The organism is uncultured Sphingopyxis sp., from assembly GCF_900078365.1.
Classification (GTDB): domain Bacteria; phylum Pseudomonadota; class Alphaproteobacteria; order Sphingomonadales; family Sphingomonadaceae; genus Sphingopyxis.
On the sequence record NZ_LT598653.1, the window covers coordinates 3,539,481 to 3,558,133 of the forward strand.

Sequence of the window (18,653 nt, forward strand, 5' to 3'; positions counted from 1 at the left end):
CCCGCTGATCATATCCATCCCTCCCAAACCGCATCTTGGTGTGCGGACAATGAAATCCTGGTCTCACGGGGACCGACTCGCCGACGCCGACAAGCAGACTCGAAGGGCGATCACCCCCGTGCCCCATTTTTGTTGCATATTTCTGTCAACGTTGTCAAACAAACTTTCGAAATTGCCGGTATTTGAACTTTTTTATGTCAAGGTTGACATAGAGAGATTCGGTCCAATTCTGGCAAAAACGCCACGTCCGGAGAGGGATTTATGCTTCTTAAAACAATGCTTTATGCTGCCGGGATTTCCGCAACCGCCACGTCAGCGGCGTCGCAGCCCGCTCCTGTCCCGAGCACCCAATCCAGCTCGGTCCATCCCGAGCAATGGCCCGAAGTTGCTTATCCGCAAGTCCTCACCGCGAGCGGCGAAGCCCATGTCCGGGCGCTTCTGGCGCGCATGTCGGTGGAGCAGAAGGTCGGCCAGATCATCCAGGCCGACATCGGCAGCGTGACGCCTCGGGACGTGCGCGAATATCATCTGGGCTCGGTGCTCAACGGCGGGAACTCCGGACCCGGCGGCAACGACCTCGCGCCCGCGCGCGACTGGCTTGCATTGGCCGACGCCTTTTACGCGGCGTCGATGGATAGCGATCCGGCGATACCCGTGATGTGGGGCACCGACGCCGTGCATGGGCACAGCAATATCGTCGGCGCCACCCTGTTTCCTCACAATGTCGGCCTGGGCGCCGCGCGCGATCCCGGGCTGATCGAGCGTATCGGCCGGATCACGGCGATCGAGATCCGCGTGACCGGTCAGGAATGGACCTTCGCACCGACGGTGACCGTCCCGCAGGATTATCGCTGGGGGCGCGCCTATGAAGGATATTCGTCGGATCCCGCGCTCGTCGCTTCCTATGTCGGAAGCATGATCCGCGGGCTGCAAGGTCCGCCATCGACCGCGCCCATTCTCGCGGGGCCGCATGTCGCCGCGAGCACCAAGCATTTCCTCGCCGACGGCGCCACCGTCGACGGCAAGGACCAGGGCGACGCGACCGTGTCCGAACTCGAACTGCGCCTCGTCCACGGCGCGCCCTATATTCCCGCGATGGAAAATGGCGTCGCCACCGTCATGACCAGTTTCTCGAGCTGGCGGGGCGTTAAAATCGCCGGGAACAAGGGGCTGGTCACCGGCATATTGAAAGACCGGATGCACTTCGGCGGTTTCGTCGTCACCGACTGGAATGCCCATGGTCAGGTCGCCGGCTGCAGCAACGCCAGCTGCCCCGTTGCCGCCAACGCCGGGATCGACATGTTCATGGCGCCCGACAGCTGGCGCGCCCTTTACGCGAGCACGCTGGCCCAGGTGAAGGATGGCACGATCCCGATGGCGCGGCTCGACGACGCCGTCCTGCGCGTCCTGCGCGTCAAACAGCGGCTCGGCCTGTTCGACGCGGGCAAGCCGTCCGCGCGTGCCTATTCGGGCCGTTACGAACTGCTCGGCGCGCCCGAGCACCGGGCCGTCGCCCGCGAAGCGGTTCGCAAATCGCTCGTTCTCCTCAAGAACACCGGCGTACTGCCGCTCAAGCCGCAGGCGCATATCCTCGTCGCGGGCGACGGCGCCGACGACATCGCCCGCCAGTCGGGCGGCTGGACGCTGAGCTGGCAGGGCACGGGGCTCGACAACGGCGATTTCCCCGGCGCGACCTCGCTGTGGCGCGGCATCGAGCAAAATGTCGCCGCCGCGGGGGGCAGCGCCGAACTCGCCCCCGATGGCGACTATAAGCAGCGCCCGGATGCGGCGATCGTCGTCTTCGGCGAAACCCCCTATGCCGAATTTCAGGGCGACATTCCCTCGCTTCAACTGCGCCCCGAACTGCGCCGTCCCTTCGCGACGATGCGCAAGCTGAAAGCGGCAGGCATTCCGGTGATCGCGGTCATGATCACCGGCCGGCCGCTCTTCGTCAACGAGGCGCTGAACGAGGCCGATGCCTTTGTCACGGCCTGGCTTCCGGGGTCCGAAGGCGGCGGTGTCGCCGACCTGCTGTTCGCCCGCAAGGACGGCAGCGTGGCCTTCGACTTTCAGGGACGCCTTCCGACAGCCTGGCCGGCCACGGCCAGACATGACGGGCCGACGCTGTTCCCCTTCGGCTATGGCCTGACCTATGCCGACGGACCGCGGCCGTGGAAAAGGCTTTCGCAAGACAGCCGGGTCGCCGACGAGGGCAGCGGCGGCGGCGTCTATTTCGACAAGGGACGGGCCGCGGCATCCTGGTCGCTGACCGTGTCTGAGGCCGATGGCGGCGACCCGCTGCGCGTGACGACGGTTCCCGCTACCGGCCTGTCGGGACGGGCGACCGTCCATGCGGTCGATCACGAGGTTCAGGAAAGCGCACGGCAATTCGCCATCGCCGCCGGCCCGGACGGCGCCGCGATCGAGATCAACGCGCAGAATGCGGTTGACCTGTCGCGCGAAACCAACGGCGACGTCATGCTGCTTGCGACCTTGCGCCTCGACGCGCCGCCCTCGGCACCCATTTCCATCTCGGTTCGCTGCGACGGCGCCGACTGCGGCCGTCCGCTTGCGCTACCCGAACTGGCGGAAATGGCGCCCGGCCAGTGGCGCGTGCTGGGGGTGCCGCTCAAATGTTTCGCAGCGACAGGCGCCGACACGGCGCGCATCACCGCGCCGTTTCGAGTGAGCACCGGCGGCAGCCTGAACATCAGCCTGTCGCGGGTCGCGTTGGGCAGCGGGGCGGAAGCCGATGTCATCGCAAAATGCACCTTGGAATAACAATATTTTCAGGAGCCCTCACGGATGCCAGGCCCGCGTTTGACCGCTGGCGAAAATCTAGCGGGCCTCAAGGGATTGGTGGTCGCAGATCAGAGCGCCATCCCCTTCGTCATTTCCGGCGGTCCCGCCGCCCAATCGTGGATACGAGACCGCTCACATCGCGGTGTGATTCCCAAGCTCCGCGCCCTGATAAACAGCGCCCACGTCTTCCCGGCTACCGGAAGCCAAAAGGGCGTCCCAATCTATGTCTCCGGCAAGCTGGCAAACATGCTCGCCCTCGCCACCGGCAAGGACGTTCCGTCAAAATATATGGTAACGATGGAGCGGGCGAAGGGATTCGAACCCTCGACCCCAACCTTGGCAAGGTTGTGCTCTACCCCTGAGCTACGCCCGCTCTGGCGGCTGGAAACCGGTCGGTTCCAGCGGGTGAGGCGGGCGATTAGCACCGGCTTTTTGACTCGGCAAGCCCTGATTGCGCATTTTCTCCGAAGGGTTGGCATATCGCCCGCAAATCCCACATAAGCGGGGCAAGAGTCCTTTCCGCTGGCGCGGAAATGGCGCCATTCAAAACAGGAGCACCCCTTTCGTGGCCACTCTCGGTCTGAACCCGCAGGAAAAGGAAGCCGTCGAAGCCTTCCGCCGCGACGTCGTCGAACCGTCGATGACCAGCCTCGTCATCCTCGACTTCTGGGCCGAATGGTGCGGTCCGTGCAAGCAGCTCGGCCCCGTGCTCGAAAAGGTCGCCGCGGATTATGCCGACAAGGGCGTTGTGCTGGTCAAGGTCGACGTCGATGCGAATCGCTTCATCGCCGGCCAGTTCCAGGTCCAGTCGATCCCGACCGTCTATGCGATCTTTCAGGGGCAGCCGGTCGCCAACCTGACGGGTGCGCGCACCGAAAGCCAGCTGAAGGCGATGCTCGACCAGCTGCTTGCGCAGCTGCCGATCGAGAGCGAGGCGAGCGCCCGCGCGGTCGAGATCGCGCCGCTGCTCGAAATGGGCGAGAGCGTGCTCGCCGAGGGCGACGGCGCGCGCGCCGCGGGCATCTTCGGCCAGATCGTCGAGATCGCGCCCGACAATGCCGCCGCGCACGGCGGCCTGATCCGCGCGATGCTGCTCATCGGCGATACGGCGGGCGCGCAGGAAGTGCTGGGGGCGCTGCCCGCCGATATGGCGAACGATCCCGCGATCGCGCAGGCCAAGAGCGCCCTCGCGCTCGCCGCCGACGCCCCCGACGCCGGCGAGCTTGCGGCGTTCGAAGCGGCTCTCGCCGCGAATCCCGCCGACCATCAGGCACGCTTCGACCTTGCCGCCGCGCAGATCGGCGCGGGGCAGCGCGATGCCGCCGCCGACAATCTGCTCCACATCGTCGCCGCCGACCGCGAATGGAACGACGATGCGGCGCGCGCCAAGCTGCTGTCGCTGTTCGAGGCGGTCGGGCTCGAAGACCCGTGGGTCGCGGCGCAGCGCCGCCGCCTGTCGCTGATCCTCTTCGGCTGATGGGCGAAACCGCGCCCCTGACCATCCAGCGGATCGCGATCTTTCCGCTCACCGGCGCGGTGCTGTTTCCGGGGCTGCACCTGCCGCTGCACATCTTCGAGCCGCGCTATGCGGCGATGGTGCAGGAGGTGCTCGCGCGCGACCGCCAGATCGGGATGATCCAGCCGCGCCAGTTGCCCGGCGAGGAGGATCGCGAGCCCCCCGCACTCTACGACGTCGGCTGCGTCGGGCGCATCGTCGACGTCGAGGCGCTCGACGAGGGGCGCTTCAACCTCGTGCTCGAAGGCGTCGCGCGCTTTCGCGTCCGGCGCGAGCTCGACGTCACGACGCCCTTCCGGCAGGTCGAGGCCGAGATCGAGGTCGAAGCCGAGGACGACGCCGTGCTCGCAAGCATCGAGCGCGCGAGCCTCGAGCGCGAAGCGAAGCGGTTCGCGCAGCGGCAGGGCTATGTCGTCGACTGGGATTCGGTCGGCCAGCTCGACGACGCGACGCTCGTCAACGGCATCGCGCAGGTCGCGCCGTTCGACGCGGCGGCGAAACAGGCGCTGCTCGAAGCCTCGCCGATCGACGCGCGCGCCGAGCTGGTCGTGCAGCTGATGCAATTCTTCGGCCGCTTCGACAGCGACGACGGGCGCGCGACGCTGCAATAATCGAGCTCAATGCGGCTTTGCGCCGGCATGCCGCGCCATGTCGGCGAAGGCGCGGCGCACGATGTGGCGGTCGGCCTCGCCGAGCCGTTCGAGCGGCGCTTCGGCATGCGTCAGCTGGCGGCGGATCAGCGCGCCTTCCGCGCGCAGTTTCACGCGGACCCGCGCGGGCGCGGCCGCTCCGCGCGGCGTTCGCAGCAGGGCTTTTTCGCGCCGCGACGCCCAATCGGCGACCAGCCGGTCGGCGGTGAGGCCCGCGAGCCGGTCGGCGGCGCCCCGTTCGACCGCTTCTTCAGCCGCGGAATCCGCTAGCCGCTCGTCCATCCCTTCGTCCGCCAGCGCCTCGAGCGATAGCATCGCTGCCACCTGCCGCCGCCCTGCGCACCGCTGGTCGCCGTGGAGGCGGTGGCGCAGCGCCTGCAGCTCGGCGCGAAATTGCCAGTTCACATAGGTGGTGAAGCGCGCGCGGGCCGGATCATAGCGTTCGGCGGCGCGGTGGAGCGCGATCGCGCAGACCTGCGCCGCATCGTCGGCGACGTCGGCAAGGCCGTAGCTGCGCGTGAAATAACGGATGCGCGGCGCCGCCAGCGCGGCGAGGCGGGCGAAGGCCCGGTCGGCGGCCGCCCGCGCTCGCGCCCCCGGCGCGGCATCGCAGGCGGTCCGCGCCCGGATATAGTCCGTCACCGCCTGTTCGAGTACGTCGCTTTTTGCCGACATGGTCCTGTCCCCCATCGTCCGCGGCCCGTTGCCGCGCCGCCGGGGATAGGAGATCATGCTTAGCGGGCGCCTGCCGCGCGCCTAAGCATTATTACTTACGGTCGCCCCCGCGCAGGCGGGGGCCGCCATCGGCCTTGTGCCATGCTTCCAGCGGCCCCCGCCTGCGCGGGGGCGACGAGAATCCTAGACCTCCGTGCCCGCGAGCAGGCGCGGCAGGTCGCCGGCCTCGCCGCGCGCCTCGTCCATGAAGAATCGCTTGAGCGCCGGCATATGCTGCACCGCGCCGAGCCCGGTGCGGCGAATCGCGGCGGCGGTGCGCCCCGGAATGCCGAACAGCCGCGTCAGCCCGTCGGTCGCGAGGCTGACCATCATATTGTCGAGCCCCCGCCACCGCTGATAGCGCGCAAGCAGCGCCGCATCGCCGAGGTCGAGCCCGAGCCGCGCGCCGTCGACGAGCACCTCGGCGAGCGCCGCGACGTCGCGCAGCCCGAGGTTGAGGCCCTGCCCCGCGATCGGGTGGATGCCGTGCGCCGCGTCGCCGACGAGCGCCAGCCGCTCGGCGACGATCGAGGCGCTGTGGTGGAAGCCCAGCGGATAGGTCATGCGCGGCACGACGAGTTCCATCGCACCCAGTACGCCGCCCGCGCGCTTTTCGAGCTCGGCGGTGAAACCGCGGTCGCCCAGCTTGGCGAAGCCGGGACCGTCCTTTTCGGACACCGTCCACACGAAGGCCGAGCGATGCCGCCCCTGTTCGTCGGCGACGAGCGGCAGCAAGGCGAAGGGCCCCGAGGGATAGAAGATTTCGTGCGCGACGTTGCCATGCGGCCTTTCATGCGCCACCGCGCCGATCATCGCATGATGATGATAGGACCAGCTCGCAATGCTGAACCCCGCCTCGTCGCGCGTCGGCGAGCGGCGGCCCTCGGCGACGATGAGGAGCGGCGCCGCGAGCTTCGTGCCGTCGGCGAGCGTCAGCGTGACGCCATGACCGTCGATCGCGCGCGAGGCGACGGCCGCGGGCATCCAGCGCCGCACCAGCGGCGCGTCGGCGAGCGCGGCGGCGAGCGCGAGGCGAAGCTGGCGGTTCTCGACCATCGTGCCGAGCGGCGGATCGTCGCCCGCAGTGACGAAATCGAGCTCGCCGCCGCGCCCGCTGTCGGGTGCGCCGTCGCCCACTCTGATCGCGCGAATCGGGCAGCCATGACCGGCGAGACGGTCCGCGATCCCCAGCACCTCGAACATCTGCCACGTCGCGCTGGCGATCGCCGAAGCGCGGCCGTCGAAGCCCGGCGCGATCGTCGCCACCGGGTCGGCGGGATCGACGATCTGGCTCGACAGGCCGTGATGAGCGAGGGCAAGGGCGAGCGCCTGGCCGACCAGGCCGCCACCCGAAATCAGGACATCGCTGCGCAGGAGTTCGGTCATGGCTTTGCCCTAGAGCATTTTTCAGCCTCAAGAAAAGTCAAAGATCCTCCCTGTCGCGCAGCGATGGGGAGGTGGCAGCGGCGAAGCCGCTGACGGAGGGGCCATGACGCAAGGCCGCCGCCCCTCCACCATCCGCTTTGCGGACGGTCCCCCTCCCCACGGCTTCGCCGCAGGGAGGATTGAACTGACGGAGCCGCGCTTGACGACGAGTCCGGCGCATGCGCATATCGCCGGACCAACTCACAGGGACCGGAACAAGAGCATGGCAAGCCGCAAGGCCGCACCCGCAAAGGCCGATTGGCGCACCGTTTTCCGCCAAAGCATCGCGCGATCGCTGGTGATCGCGGCGGCGGTGGCGCTCGGGCTCTTCACGCTGTTCCTCGCGCTCGCGCTCGTCACCTACGACAGCACCGACGCCGCGCTCAACACCGCGGCGCATGGCACCGCGGCGAACTGGATGGGCAGCGCGGGCGCCTGGTTCGCCGACCTCGGCCTGTCGATCGGCGGCGTCGGCGTCGCGCTGCTGCTGCCGCTGCTCGGCATCATCGCCTGGCGGCTGTGGACCGGCGAAGCGCAGCCCTATTGGCCGCGCCAGCTCGCCTACAGCTTTATCGGCATCCTGCTCGTCGGGCTGGGCGCCGAGCTTTGGTCGCCGGCGACCAACGCGCCGCTGCCCGCGGGCTGGGGCGGTATCATCGCGCTGCTGCTCGGCGGCGCCATCGCGCCCCTCTTTGCACAAGCGGGCGAACCCGCCGCGGCGCTGATCCGCTTCGCGACGATCCTGTTGCTCGTGGGGCTGGGATTGTGGCTCGCGTGGCGCGCGCTCCGCCTCGAAAAGGGCTGGGCATCGCGCTTCCGGCTGCCCGCCGCGACGAGCAGCCGCATCGCCGAGCCCGTCCGCGCGCCGCGCGCCGACGAGCGGGTGTCGAACTCGCTGGAGCCCGCCGTGCGCCCGCGCGCGGTGGCCGAGCCCGTCGACCGCGCCCCGCCCGAGATCGCCGACCCCGCACAGCGTAGCGCGCCCTCGAAACCCCGGCCCAAGCCGCAGACCGAGCTGTTCACCAACTATCAGCTGCCCTCGATCGACCTGCTCGCCCCCGCACCCGAGCGGCCGGCGGGACAGATCGACAAGGCGGCGCTCGAACGCAACGCGCGCCTGCTCGAATCGGTGCTCGAGGATTTCCAGGTCAAGGGCGTCGTCACCGCGGTGCGCCCCGGCCCGGTCGTCACCATGTACGAACTCGAACCCGCGCCGGGCACCAAGGCGAGCCGCGTGTCGAACCTCGCCGACGACATCGCGCGCAACATGTCGGCGCTGTCGGCGCGCATCGCGCCGATCCCCGGGCGTACGGTGATCGGCATCGAGCTGCCCAACGCGCAGCGCGAAGCGGTAGTGCTGCACGAGATCATCGGCAGCGCGCTGTTCCAGGACCAGACCGGCGCGCTGCCGATCATCCTCGGCAAGAATATCAGCGGCGACGCGATGATCGCCGACCTCGCGCCGATGCCGCACTTGCTGATCGCGGGCACCACCGGGTCGGGCAAGTCGGTCGGTCTGAACGCGATGATCCTCTCGCTCCTCTATCGCCTCGGTCCCGACCAGGTGAAGATGATCATGATCGACCCCAAGATGCTCGAACTCAGCGTCTATGACGACATTCCGCACCTGCTCGCGCCGGTGGTGACCGAGCCCAAGAAGGCGATCCGTGCATTGAAATGGGCGGTCGAGCAGATGGAGGACCGCTACCGGATGATGTCGTCGCTGTCGGTGCGCAACCTCGCATCCTACAACGACAAGGTGCGCGGCGCGCTCGCCAAGGGCAAATCGCTCGGGCGCCGCGTCCAGACCGGCTACGACCCCGACACCGGCCAACCGGTCTATGAGGAAGAGACGCTCGATTACCAGCCGCTGCCGCAGATCGTCGTCGTCGTCGACGAACTCGCCGATTTGATGATGACCGCGGGCAAGGAGGTCGAATTCCTGATCCAGCGACTGGCGCAAAAGGCGCGCGCGGCGGGCATCCACCTGATCCTCGCGACGCAGCGCCCGTCGGTCGACGTCATCACCGGCGTGATCAAGGCGAACCTGCCGACGCGGATCAGCTTCAACGTCACGTCGAAGATCGACAGCCGCACCATCCTCGGCGAAGCCGGCGCCGAACAATTGCTCGGCAAGGGCGATATGCTTTACGTCCCCGGCGGCAAGCAGATCACGCGCATCCACGGCCCCTTCGTCTCCGACGACGAGGTGCGGCTGGTCGCCGAACATTGGAAGGCGCAGGGCCGCCCCGACTATATCGAAAGCGTCACCGAGGACCCCGAGGACGGCGGCTTCGCGATGGAAGGCGCTCCCGCCGGCGGCGACAGCGCCGAGGACCGCATGTACGCCAAGGCCTGCCAGATCGTCGCCGAAAGCCAGAAGGCCTCGACGAGCTGGCTCCAGCGGCAATTGCGCATCGGCTACAACAGCGCCGCGCGCCTGATCGAGCGGATGGAGGAGGAAGGCATCGTCAGCCCGCCGAACCATGTCGGCCGCCGCGACGTGCTCACCGACCAATATGGGCAGCCGCGGTAGGAACTTTCCCTCCCCGTCATCCCGGCGAAGGCCGGGATCTCGCCGGTGCATTTGAAACGCGGGGTCGAGATTCCGGCCTTCGCCGGGATGACGGGGAGATGAAACGACAGTTCAGCGCGGGTTCAATGCCCGGTTGCAAAAAAGCGGACTGCAAAATCGAGAATGAGAACCAAATGACCAAGAAGACGATGACCCGCCTTGCCGCCTGGACGCTCGCCCCCGTTGCCGCCGTCGGCCTCGCGATCGCCTCGCCCGCGATCGCCCAGCCGGCGAACGCGCTGGCGTCGGTGCAGTCGCACCTCAAGTCGACCAGTTCGATGACCGCCGATTTCGTCCAGACCGACCGCAACGGCCAGCGCGTGTCGGGCAAGCTGACGCTCAAGCGCCCCGGCAAGATCCGTTTCCAGTACCAGAAGGGCGTGCCCTTGCTGATCGTCGGCGACGGCAGCCGCCTGACGATGATCGATTATGAGGTCAACCAGGTGCAGAGCTGGCCGGTGAAGAACTCGCCGCTCGGCGCGCTGCTCGATCCCGACCGCGACCTGTCGAAATATGCCAAGGTCCTGCCGACCGGGAACAACGACGTGCTGAGCGTCGAGGTCAAGGATCCGAAGCGCCCCGAATATGGCACGATCACCATGGTGTTCGTTCGCGACGGCGCGGCGCCCGGCGGGCTGCGCTTGCGCGGCTGGGTCGCGCTCGATTCGCAGAACAACCGCACCCGGATCGACCTCAGCAACCAGAAGTTCAACGTCGCGGTCGCCGATTCGGCCTTCCGCTGGACCGATCCCCGCCCGAAGCGGCGCGGCCGTTAACCGTCCGGGCTCCGGCATGGCGGCGCTCTCGAACGGGAGCGGCGCGATTTTCCGGACCAACCGTCGCCCTGTATCGACGAACTGCAGGACCGGCGCCAAGCGCGCCTTTTTGTTCAGCTTGGCGACAGGGAACACCGGCTATTCCAACTCTCGAAGGCGCCAACACGGCCCCGGATTTGGGTTTCCCCCTGTTGCCCCACCCGGGTTGCCAGGCACCTTCATTCAAGAGCGTGACGAACGCTGACCTTGAACCCCCGTTCCACCGCCCCTGGGACGGGGGTTTAATTTGTCTGGAGTTGTTTTCTGCCGCTAATGCGGCAGGCGGCACCAGCCCGCTCCCCCACCCAGCCTCCCGACAGCTTATCCTGAAATGGGAGGCTGGGTGGGGGAGCGGGCGGGTGCCGCAATCGCATTGCGAACAACCTTCCGCGCCGATAGAGCCGAGCGCATGACTCGCACCAGCATCGCATCGTGGAACATCAACAGCGTTCGCGCGCGCATCGGCATCGTCGAGAAATTCCTGCGCGAAGAAGCCCCCGACATCCTCTGCCTTCAGGAAACCAAGGTCGAATGCGGCCTGTTCCCGCCCGAGATGTTCAAACGTCTCGGCTATGAGCATATCGTCACCCACGGCCAGCGCATGCACCATGGCGTCGCGATCGTCAGCAAGGTGCCGCTCGCCGACGTGCGCAAATATGACTGGCAGGCCAACGGCGAGGCACGCCACGTCGGCGTGACGCTGCCGTCGGGGGTGCGGCTCGACAATGTCTATATTCCGGCGGGCGGCGACATTCCCGACCGCGAATTGAACCCCAAATTCGGGCAGAAACTCGACTTCTTCGAGCGCATGACTCTATGGTCGGGGGCGCTGAACGGCACCCCGACGGTGCTGACGGGCGATTTCAACGTCGCGCCGCTCGAAAGCGATGTGTGGAACCACAAGGCGCTGCTCGATGTCGTCAGCCATACGCCGATCGAGGTCGAAACGCTCGCGCGGCTGCAGGCGGCGTCGAACTGGGTCGATCTCGGGCGCCACTTCATCGCGGCGCCGACGCCGCTCTACACCTGGTGGAGCTACCGCGCGAAGGACTGGGAAGCGTCGAACCGCGGCCGCCGGCTCGACCATATGTGGGTGACGCCCGATCTGACGGCGAAGGCCGTGTCGCACCGCGTCGTCCAGCCGGCGCGCAGCTGGGAACGGCCGTCGGACCATATCCCGCTGATCACCGAGTTCGATTTTTGAGCGATGCCGGAGCCCGAAGGGCGGCGCGCGCCATCGACGCGCTGCGCCGCGGCTGGCCGTTCAGTGTCGCGGGACCCGACGGCACGCTCGACCTGCTCGCGGTCGAAAGCGCGCGCGATGCGGCGCTCGCCGAATTTTCCAGTCGCGACATGCTGCTGTCGGGCGAGCGCGCCGTCACGCTCAAGCTCACCAATCAGCGCGCCGCCGCGACGCCCGGGCCGGTGCGGCTCGCCGATGCCGCCGATACGGTCGCGGCGGCACTTGCGATCGCCGACCCGGCGCTCGACCTTGCGAACCCGCTCAAGGGCCCCTTTCGCACCCTCGCAACGCGCGGCGAACGTGCAGCGGCGGCCGCGATGACGATGGCACGTCACGCCGGGCTGCTCCCGGCCTTCTTCGTGCGCGAGGCGGCGGGGGAGGCCGAGACATGCTGCTCGGTCGATGACGTCGCCGCGCTGCTCGACCCCGCACGCCTCGAAATCGCGGCGCGCGCGCGCCTGCCCGTCGCGGCGAGCGAGAGCGCCGAAATCGTCGCCTTCCGCTCGCCCGAGGAGGCGTCGGACCATGTCGCGCTGGTCATCGGCCAGCGCGACGCGAACCCGCCGGTGGTGCGCCTGCACAGCGAATGCCTGACCGGCGACGTGCTCGGCAGCCTCAAATGCGATTGCGGGCCGCAACTCCACGCCGCGCTCCACGCGATGGCGGACGCGCCGTGGGGCGTGCTGCTCTATCTCAGGCAGGAGGGGCGCGGGATCGGCCTCGTCAACAAGTTGCGCGCTTATGCGTTGCAGGATCAGGGCTATGACACGGTCGATGCGAACCTCAGGCTCGGTTTCCCGGTCGAGGCGCGCGATTTCGCGATCGCCGGGCGGATGCTCGAATTGCTGAACGTGCCGCGCATCCGGCTGATGACGAACAATCCCGAAAAGGTCGCGCGGCTCGAAAAGGAAGGCGTCGAGGTGATCGAACGCATTCCGCTCACGCTGCCGACGAACAAATATAACGAGCAATATCTCGCGACGAAGCGCGACCGGACCGGGCACCAGCTTTAGAAAGTCTCGTCATTGCGAGCGAAGCGAAGCAATCCAGAGCGGTTTACGCCATCCTGGATTGCCGCGTCGCTTCGCTCCTCGCAATGACGGTATTCGTTTGCTGGCTTAATGCACGAAGCGCGCCACCACGTCGCGGTAACTGCGGCTGACCTTCACCTGCGCGCCCGAACCGAGCACGAGGAAGCATTCGCCGTTGGTGTGCGGCTTGACCTGCTTCACCTGCGACAGGTTCACGATCGTCGAGCGGTGGACGCGCTGGAAGTTGCGCGGATCGAGCCGCTTTTCAAGGTCCTTCATCGTCTCGCGCAGGATCAGGCTGTTGTCGGCGGTATAGATGCACATATAGTCGCCGGCGGCGTCGATCCGCTCGATGCTGTCGACATCGACGCGGAAGATCTGGCCGCGATCCTTGATGTTGATCATCTTTTCATAGCGGTCGGCGGCATGCGCGTCGGGCTGCGCCTCGGCGTCATAATCCTCGACCGCTTCGGGCGCGACTTCGGCGAGCACGGTCTTGAGCCGTTCGACCTCGGCCGCGCCGCGCTTTTCGGTCAGGCGCTGGCGGACGCGGTCGAGCGCGTCGGCGAGCCGCTCGGGCTCGACCGGCTTCACCAGATAGTCGACCGCCTGCGCCTCGAAGGCGCGGATCGCATGGTCCGAGAAAGCGGTGACGAACACGACCAGCGGCGGCTCGACCTCCATCAATCCCTGAATCACCGAAAAGCCGTCGAACCCCGGCATCTGGATGTCGAGGAAGACGAGGTCAGGTTTGTGCGTCTTGATCTTTCTTATGGCCTCGCGGCCGTTCTGCGCGGTGTCGACGACTTCGACATCGCCATGCGCTTCGAGCCGCAGCTGCAGGCCCTGGGTCGCCAATTTTTCATCATCCACCAGGATGGTTCTGATCGTCATGTGCGTTCGGTTCCAATCGTCATGTGCCCGTCGGGCTGGAACGGAAACTCGATCACCACCGTGAATCCGCCATCAGCGCCCATATGGACGTCGAACCTCTGCTGATCGCCGAAAGCCTGCGCCAGCCGGTCCCTGATGTTGGCTAAACCCACACCGGTCGATTCCGTTGCAACGCCAGTGGTGGGGTCCGTGGGGTCGGCTGACAATCCCGCGCCGGTGTCGGACACGGTGATCCGGACATTTTGACCGGCCAGCTGTGCGGAAATCGTGATATCGGCGCCTTCCTCCTGCGGCGTCACCGCATATTTGATCGCATTCTCGATCAGCGGCTGGAGCAGAAGCGACGGCAAACGCGCGCGCGACACCGCGGGATCGATCGCGAAATGGGGGCGCAGCCGCTCCTCGAAACGCATCTTCTCGATGTCGAGATAGAGCTTCAGCGTCTCGATCTCCTGCGCCAGCGTGACCTGCGCGGTCGGCTCGTTGGCGAGCGTGTAGCGCAGGAACGCCGAAAGGCGCGACAGCATCGCATTGGCGGGCTCGGCCTGCTTCAGCAGCACGAGCGTCGAAATGCTGTTCAAGGTGTTGAACAGGAAATGCGGGTTGAGCTGATAGCGCAGCATCGCGAGCTGCGCCGACGCCGCCTGCGCCTCGAGCCGCAGCACGCGGTCATTCTGTTCCTCGAGCTGGAGGAAATAGTTGATCGCGAAATAGAGCGCCGACCAGGCCGCGAGCGAGGTCGCGTCGATATACATCGCGCCGAGCAAAAGACTGGTGAAGCCCGCTTCGCTCGCCGGGTTCTGGATCTGCGCGACCCACGCGTCGATGAAGGCCCAGAGCGCGGTCGCGACCCCGGCGAGGCCGAAGCTGACCCCCCACATCAGCAGCGGGCGGCGATGAATCAGCGCGCGGTAGCAGACCGACAGGATCAGCGTCAGTGAAAAGCCGGTGATCGCCGAAATCGTCTGCGGAATGAAGAAGGTGAAGGCCTGTCCGTTGGCAAGCCCCGACACGCCGCGCAGCCCGAGCCACGCGGCCCAGCCCAATATCTGCAGATTCCAGAAGGCGCGGACCTTGTTGTCGAAGAAGGGCCCGGGCGAGGTCAGGCGAAACAGCGGCATGAGGGTCGTTACGTTGGCGATGTCAGTGGCTGCGCGCGCGAAGGCGGGCGGCGGCGGGGCGCGTCATTCGGCCGCGACCGCCGCCGCGGGCGCGTCGGCGCGCACGCGCGCTTGCCCGAGCGGCTGCAATTCCGAACGATGCTTCCACAGCAATTCCTTGTAACCGATCACGCGGCCGTCGTGCGCGGTCAGCGTGACGGGGCCGATCGGCTGTTCGTCGCGCGCATCGACCAGCACCGGGGTCGAGGGCACGCCCGCGCCCCATTTTTCGCCCCATTGGCGCAGCGCGATCATCGCGGGCAGCAGCTCGATCCCCTTTTCGGTGAGCTGGTAGCGCACCTTGCGCCGGTCCTCGGCCATCACCTCGCGCGCCATGATGCCATGGTCGACGAGCTTCGACAGCCGGTTCGACAATATGTTGCGCGCGATGCTCAATTCCTGCTGGAATTCCTCGAAATGATGCACGCCGTTGAAGGCCGCGCGCAGGATCATGAACGACCATCGCTCGCCCATCGCCTCGAGCGCCAGCGGCAGGGCGCAATTGCCCCCATCGAGATCGTTCAAGACTTCGCGTAATTTTCCCATGCCCAATGCCCTAACGTAAAATCGCCCCATGCGCCAAAAAAATATAGGGCCTTCGTTGCATTTCGCAACGCAAATACCGGGCAGCGGTGCGCGCGGCCGCTCAGGCGGCGATGCGGTTGCGCGCGACGGCGAGCGACCAGCGCGCGATCGCGGGCAGCCGCGCCGCGACATGCGCCGGATCGGCGCGAAAGGCGCGGCGCACGAGGTCGAGCCGCCAGCGGCTGCGGCTGCGCAGCGCGAGCCCGAGCAGGATTTCGCTGCGGCTGCGCGCGGGCAGTTCCGCGGGCAGCGCGCGTTCGACGATCGCGGCGGTCAGCGCCTGAATCTGCTCGGCGCGCTGGCTCGTCAGGCTGCCGCCATGCTTGCGATAGATATAGAGATCCTCGTGCAGCGCGACGAAGGCGAAGCGCAGCGCGGCGCGCAGCCAGAAGTCGTAATCCTCGACGCCGAACAGCGCCGTGTCATAGCCGCCGAGCGCCTCGGTCACCCGCGCGCGATAGAGGAAGCAGGCGCCGACATTGTTGCCGTGGAGCAATCGCTCGATCGGGCCGACGCGCGACCGGCCGAGCTCGGTGCCCGCATCGTCGATCAGCGTGAAATCAGCATAGACGATGTCCGCCGCGGGATGCGCGTCGAGCGTCGCGACGAGCCGCGCGAGCATCTGCGGGCGCAGCAGATTGTCGTCGGAGGTCCAGCTGTGCAGCGCGCCGCGCGCCGCGGCGAAGCCGTGGTTGAGCGCCGCAGGCAGGCCGGCGTTCGTATCCAGCCGCAGGACGCGCACCCGCCGGTCGCGCGCGGCGGCGTCCGCCATGATCGCCGGCGAATCGTCGCGCGAGGCATCGTCGACGAGAATCAGCTCGAAATCGGCGAAATCCTGCGCCAGCACCGACGCGATCGCATCGGCCAGCCAGCGTGCGCCATTGTGCACGGGCATGACCATCGACACGCGCGGCGGCGCCGTCGAATCAAGAGCTTCGGTCCCCATCGGACGATTCTCCTACCCGCGGCGAACGATGCTTCCAACGGGCTTTACCAAAGTTGCTAACGACTTCGGCGCCGCGCACACAAATTTCGCATTGCAATATATGCGTCAGGGGCGACATTGGGGCTGATGTTGCGTCAATACGAACTTGTCGAGCGCGTGCGCGCCTATGATCCCGACGTCGACGAGGCGCTGCTCAACCGCGCCTATGTCTTCACCGTCCAGAAGCACGGCAGTCAGAAGCGCGCGTCGGGCGACCCCTATTTCAGCCATCCGGTCGAGGTCGCGGGCATATTGACCGACCTCCATCTCGACAGCGAGACGATCGTCACCGCGCTGCTCCACGACACGCTCGAGGACACGCTGACGACGCCCGAGGAGATCGAGCGATTGTTCGGCAGCGACGTCGGGCGGCTGGTCGACGGCGTCACCAAATTGTCGAAGATCGAGGCGCAGACCGAGAATGAGCGCGCCGCTGAAAATCTGCGCAAATTCCTGCTCGCCATGTCGGACGACATCCGCGTGCTGCTCGTCAAGCTCGCCGACCGGCTGCACAATATGCGGACGCTGCATTTCATCGGGAATCCCGACAAGCGCCGCCGCATCGCCAAGGAGACGATGGACATCTATGCCCCGCTCGCCGAGCGGATCGGCATGTATGAATATATGCGCGAGATGCAGCTGCTCGCCTTTCGCGAGCTCGAGCCCGAAGCCTATGCGACGATCACCGGCCGCCTCGCCAAGCTGACCGCCGGCGGCAAGGACAAGGTCGCCGCGATCACCCGCGAGTTCAAGGAACTGCTCGCCGCCGCGGGGATCGAGGCCGAGATTTCGGGGCGCGAGAAGCACCCCTATTCGATCTGGCGCAAGATGCAGGAACGCCACGTCAGCTTCGAGCAGGTGACCGACATCATCGCCTTTCGCATCGTCACCCCGACCGATGCCGACTGCTATGCCGCGCTGGGCCTGATCCACCGCAAGTGGAAAATGGTTCCCGGCCGCTTCAAGGACTATATCTCGACCCCCAAGCGCAACGGCTACAAGTCGCTGCACACGACGATCATGCACCAGCAGAATATGCGGATCGAAATCCAGATTCGCAGCCTCGGCATGCACCAGCAGTCCGAATTCGGGCTCGCGGCGCACTGGGCCTACAAGCAGGGCGGCAGCACCCCCGACGGCCAGGCCGGCTGGATTCGCGACCTCATCGAAATCCTCGAGCAGACGCACGATCCCGAGGAATTCCTCGAGAATACGCGCATCGCCATGTATCAGGACCGCATCTTCGCCTTCACGCCGAAGGGCAGCCTGCACCAGCTTCCGAAGGGCGCGACCCCGGTCGATTTCGCCTATGCCGTCCACACCGGGCTCGGCGACCGCACCGTGGGGGCAAAGGTCAACGGCCGGCTCGTGCCGCTGCGCACCCAGCTCGCCAACGGCGACACCGTCGAAATATTGTCGTCGGACAAGCAGACGCCGCAGCCGACCTGGCTCGGCTTCGCGGTCACCGGCAAGGCGCGTGCGGCGATCCGCCGCCATGTCCGCTCGAAGGAAAAGGTCGAGCTCGCCGCCTTGGGCCGCACCATGTACGACGAGATCGTCGCGCGGCTGCCGAACAAGGTCGGCGACAAGGCCCGCGCGGCGGCGCGCGAGCGGCTGAAGCTCGACGACGACAGCGCGCTCTATGTCGCGATCGCCAAGCAAAGGCTGACCGACAATGCCGTGCTCGAGGCGCTTGTTCCCGGCATCACCGCCGAGATGAAGGCCAAGCCCGGCAAGCTCGTGCAGGGCGCGGCGGTGTCGATCGCGGGGCTGACCCCCGGCGTCGCCTATCAGCTCGCCGACTGCTGCCATCCGGTGCCCGGCGACCGCATCGTCGGCCTGTCGCGCCCGGGCGAAGGGATCGAGGTCCACGTCATCGACTGCCCAAGCCTCGCCGACGGGATCGATGCCGACTGGATCGACCTCAGATGGCAGGAGGACAGCGAGGGCGGCAACGCGCGACTGTGCATCGTCATCCGCAACGAACCCGGCACGCTCGCCGAAATGTCGGGCATCCTCGCGGCCAATATGGCGAACATCACCAATTTGCGGCTGTCGAACCGCGAGGGCGGCTTCCACACCTATGACGTCGTCGTCGAAGTGCGCGACGTCCAGCATGTGATGCGCATATTGTCGGCGCTGCGCGCGTCCGACACGGTGGTGCAGGCCGAGCGGCTTTAGGCGGCCAACTTCGTCGGGTTGGGGGGTGGAAAGCGGGCGTTGATCCAAATCATGCCCTCCCCTTCAGGGGAGGGCAG

14 protein-coding genes and 1 tRNA gene are annotated in these 18,653 nt (G+C 66.9%); 8 read left to right on the top strand and 7 right to left on the bottom strand.

The features are described from left to right. Positions 1-261 precede the first annotated feature (261 nt). Complete coding sequence (locus QZL87_RS16490) at positions 262-2,781, top strand: exo 1,3/1,4-beta-D-glucan glucohydrolase (protein WP_295321489.1); 2,520 nt, start codon at positions 262-264, stop codon at positions 2,779-2,781. A 319-nt stretch (positions 2,782-3,100) separates the two neighbouring features. On the opposite strand, the gene QZL87_RS16495 is transcribed toward QZL87_RS16490, so the two are convergent. After that, positions 3,101-3,175 (bottom strand) — tRNA-Gly (locus QZL87_RS16495). A gap of 192 nt (positions 3,176-3,367) precedes the next feature. Here QZL87_RS16495 and QZL87_RS16500 point away from each other — a divergent pair. Together QZL87_RS16500 and QZL87_RS16505 are read left to right on the top strand one after the other, a co-directional pair. Beyond that, positions 3,368-4,279 (top strand): tetratricopeptide repeat protein, encoded by a 912-nt coding sequence (locus QZL87_RS16500; RefSeq protein ID WP_295321490.1) that lies wholly within the window; start codon positions 3,368-3,370, stop codon positions 4,277-4,279. Further along, on the top strand, positions 4,279-4,929 hold the full coding sequence (locus QZL87_RS16505; RefSeq protein ID WP_295321491.1) for an LON peptidase substrate-binding domain-containing protein: 651 nt from the start codon (positions 4,279-4,281) through the stop codon (positions 4,927-4,929). Before QZL87_RS16500 ends, QZL87_RS16505 begins: the two co-directional genes overlap by 1 nt. Positions 4,930-4,935: 6 nt before the next feature. Here the strand turns inward: QZL87_RS16505 and QZL87_RS16510 are convergent, their stop codons facing one another. Next, the gene (locus QZL87_RS16510; protein WP_295321492.1) at positions 4,936-5,643 is read right to left on the bottom strand and encodes a sigma factor; all 708 of its coding nucleotides are present in this window, start codon (positions 5,641-5,643) and stop codon (positions 4,936-4,938) included. A gap of 183 nt (positions 5,644-5,826) precedes the next feature. Next, the gene (locus QZL87_RS16515) at positions 5,827-7,068 is read right to left on the bottom strand and encodes an FAD-dependent monooxygenase (protein WP_295321493.1); all 1,242 of its coding nucleotides are present in this window, start codon (positions 7,066-7,068) and stop codon (positions 5,827-5,829) included. A gap of 262 nt (positions 7,069-7,330) precedes the next feature. Between QZL87_RS16515 and QZL87_RS16520 the strand changes: the two genes are divergently transcribed. From QZL87_RS16520 to ribA, 4 genes are all read left to right on the top strand, one after another. Beyond that, a complete protein-coding gene (locus QZL87_RS16520; protein ID WP_295321494.1) occupies positions 7,331-9,643 on the top strand; it encodes a DNA translocase FtsK 4TM domain-containing protein in 2,313 nt (770 codons plus the stop codon). Positions 9,644-9,831: 188 nt separating this feature from the next. Beyond that, positions 9,832-10,458, top strand: a complete 627-nt coding sequence (locus QZL87_RS16525) for an outer membrane lipoprotein carrier protein LolA (RefSeq protein WP_295326984.1) — start codon at positions 9,832-9,834, stop codon at positions 10,456-10,458. 448 nt (positions 10,459-10,906) lie between these two features. Continuing rightward, positions 10,907-11,701: an exodeoxyribonuclease III gene (locus tag QZL87_RS16530; protein ID WP_295321495.1), complete on the top strand. Its 795-nt coding sequence runs from the start codon at positions 10,907-10,909 to the stop codon at positions 11,699-11,701. After that, complete coding sequence (gene ribA, locus QZL87_RS16535) at positions 11,698-12,753, top strand: GTP cyclohydrolase II (protein WP_295321496.1); 1,056 nt, start codon at positions 11,698-11,700, stop codon at positions 12,751-12,753. The genes QZL87_RS16530 and ribA overlap by 4 nt, the downstream gene beginning before the upstream one ends. A 105-nt stretch (positions 12,754-12,858) precedes the next feature. Here the strand turns inward: ribA and QZL87_RS16540 are convergent, their stop codons facing one another. The 4 genes from QZL87_RS16540 to QZL87_RS16555 all read right to left on the bottom strand — a co-directional run bounded on the left by QZL87_RS16540 (position 12,859) and on the right by QZL87_RS16555 (position 16,356). Then, positions 12,859-13,665 (bottom strand): LytTR family DNA-binding domain-containing protein, encoded by an 807-nt coding sequence (locus QZL87_RS16540; protein WP_295321497.1) that lies wholly within the window; start codon positions 13,663-13,665, stop codon positions 12,859-12,861. Continuing rightward, positions 13,662-14,786: a histidine kinase gene (locus QZL87_RS16545; RefSeq protein WP_295321498.1), complete on the bottom strand. Its 1,125-nt coding sequence runs from the start codon at positions 14,784-14,786 to the stop codon at positions 13,662-13,664. The genes QZL87_RS16540 and QZL87_RS16545 overlap by 4 nt, the downstream gene beginning before the upstream one ends. Before the next feature lie 63 nt (positions 14,787-14,849). Further along, positions 14,850-15,371 carry a helix-turn-helix domain-containing protein gene (locus QZL87_RS16550; protein ID WP_295321499.1) on the bottom strand — a complete coding sequence of 174 codons (522 nt, stop codon included), beginning with the start codon at positions 15,369-15,371 and terminating at the stop codon, positions 14,850-14,852. Positions 15,372-15,471: 100 nt separating this feature from the next. Next, positions 15,472-16,356, bottom strand: a complete 885-nt coding sequence (locus tag QZL87_RS16555; protein WP_295321500.1) for a glycosyltransferase — start codon at positions 16,354-16,356, stop codon at positions 15,472-15,474. 126 nt (positions 16,357-16,482) lie between these two features. On the opposite strand from QZL87_RS16555, the gene QZL87_RS16560 reads away from it, so the two are divergent. After that, positions 16,483-18,576 (top strand): bifunctional (p)ppGpp synthetase/guanosine-3',5'-bis(diphosphate) 3'-pyrophosphohydrolase, encoded by a 2,094-nt coding sequence (locus QZL87_RS16560; RefSeq protein WP_295321501.1) that lies wholly within the window; start codon positions 16,483-16,485, stop codon positions 18,574-18,576. The last annotated feature ends 77 nt before the right edge of the window (positions 18,577-18,653 follow it).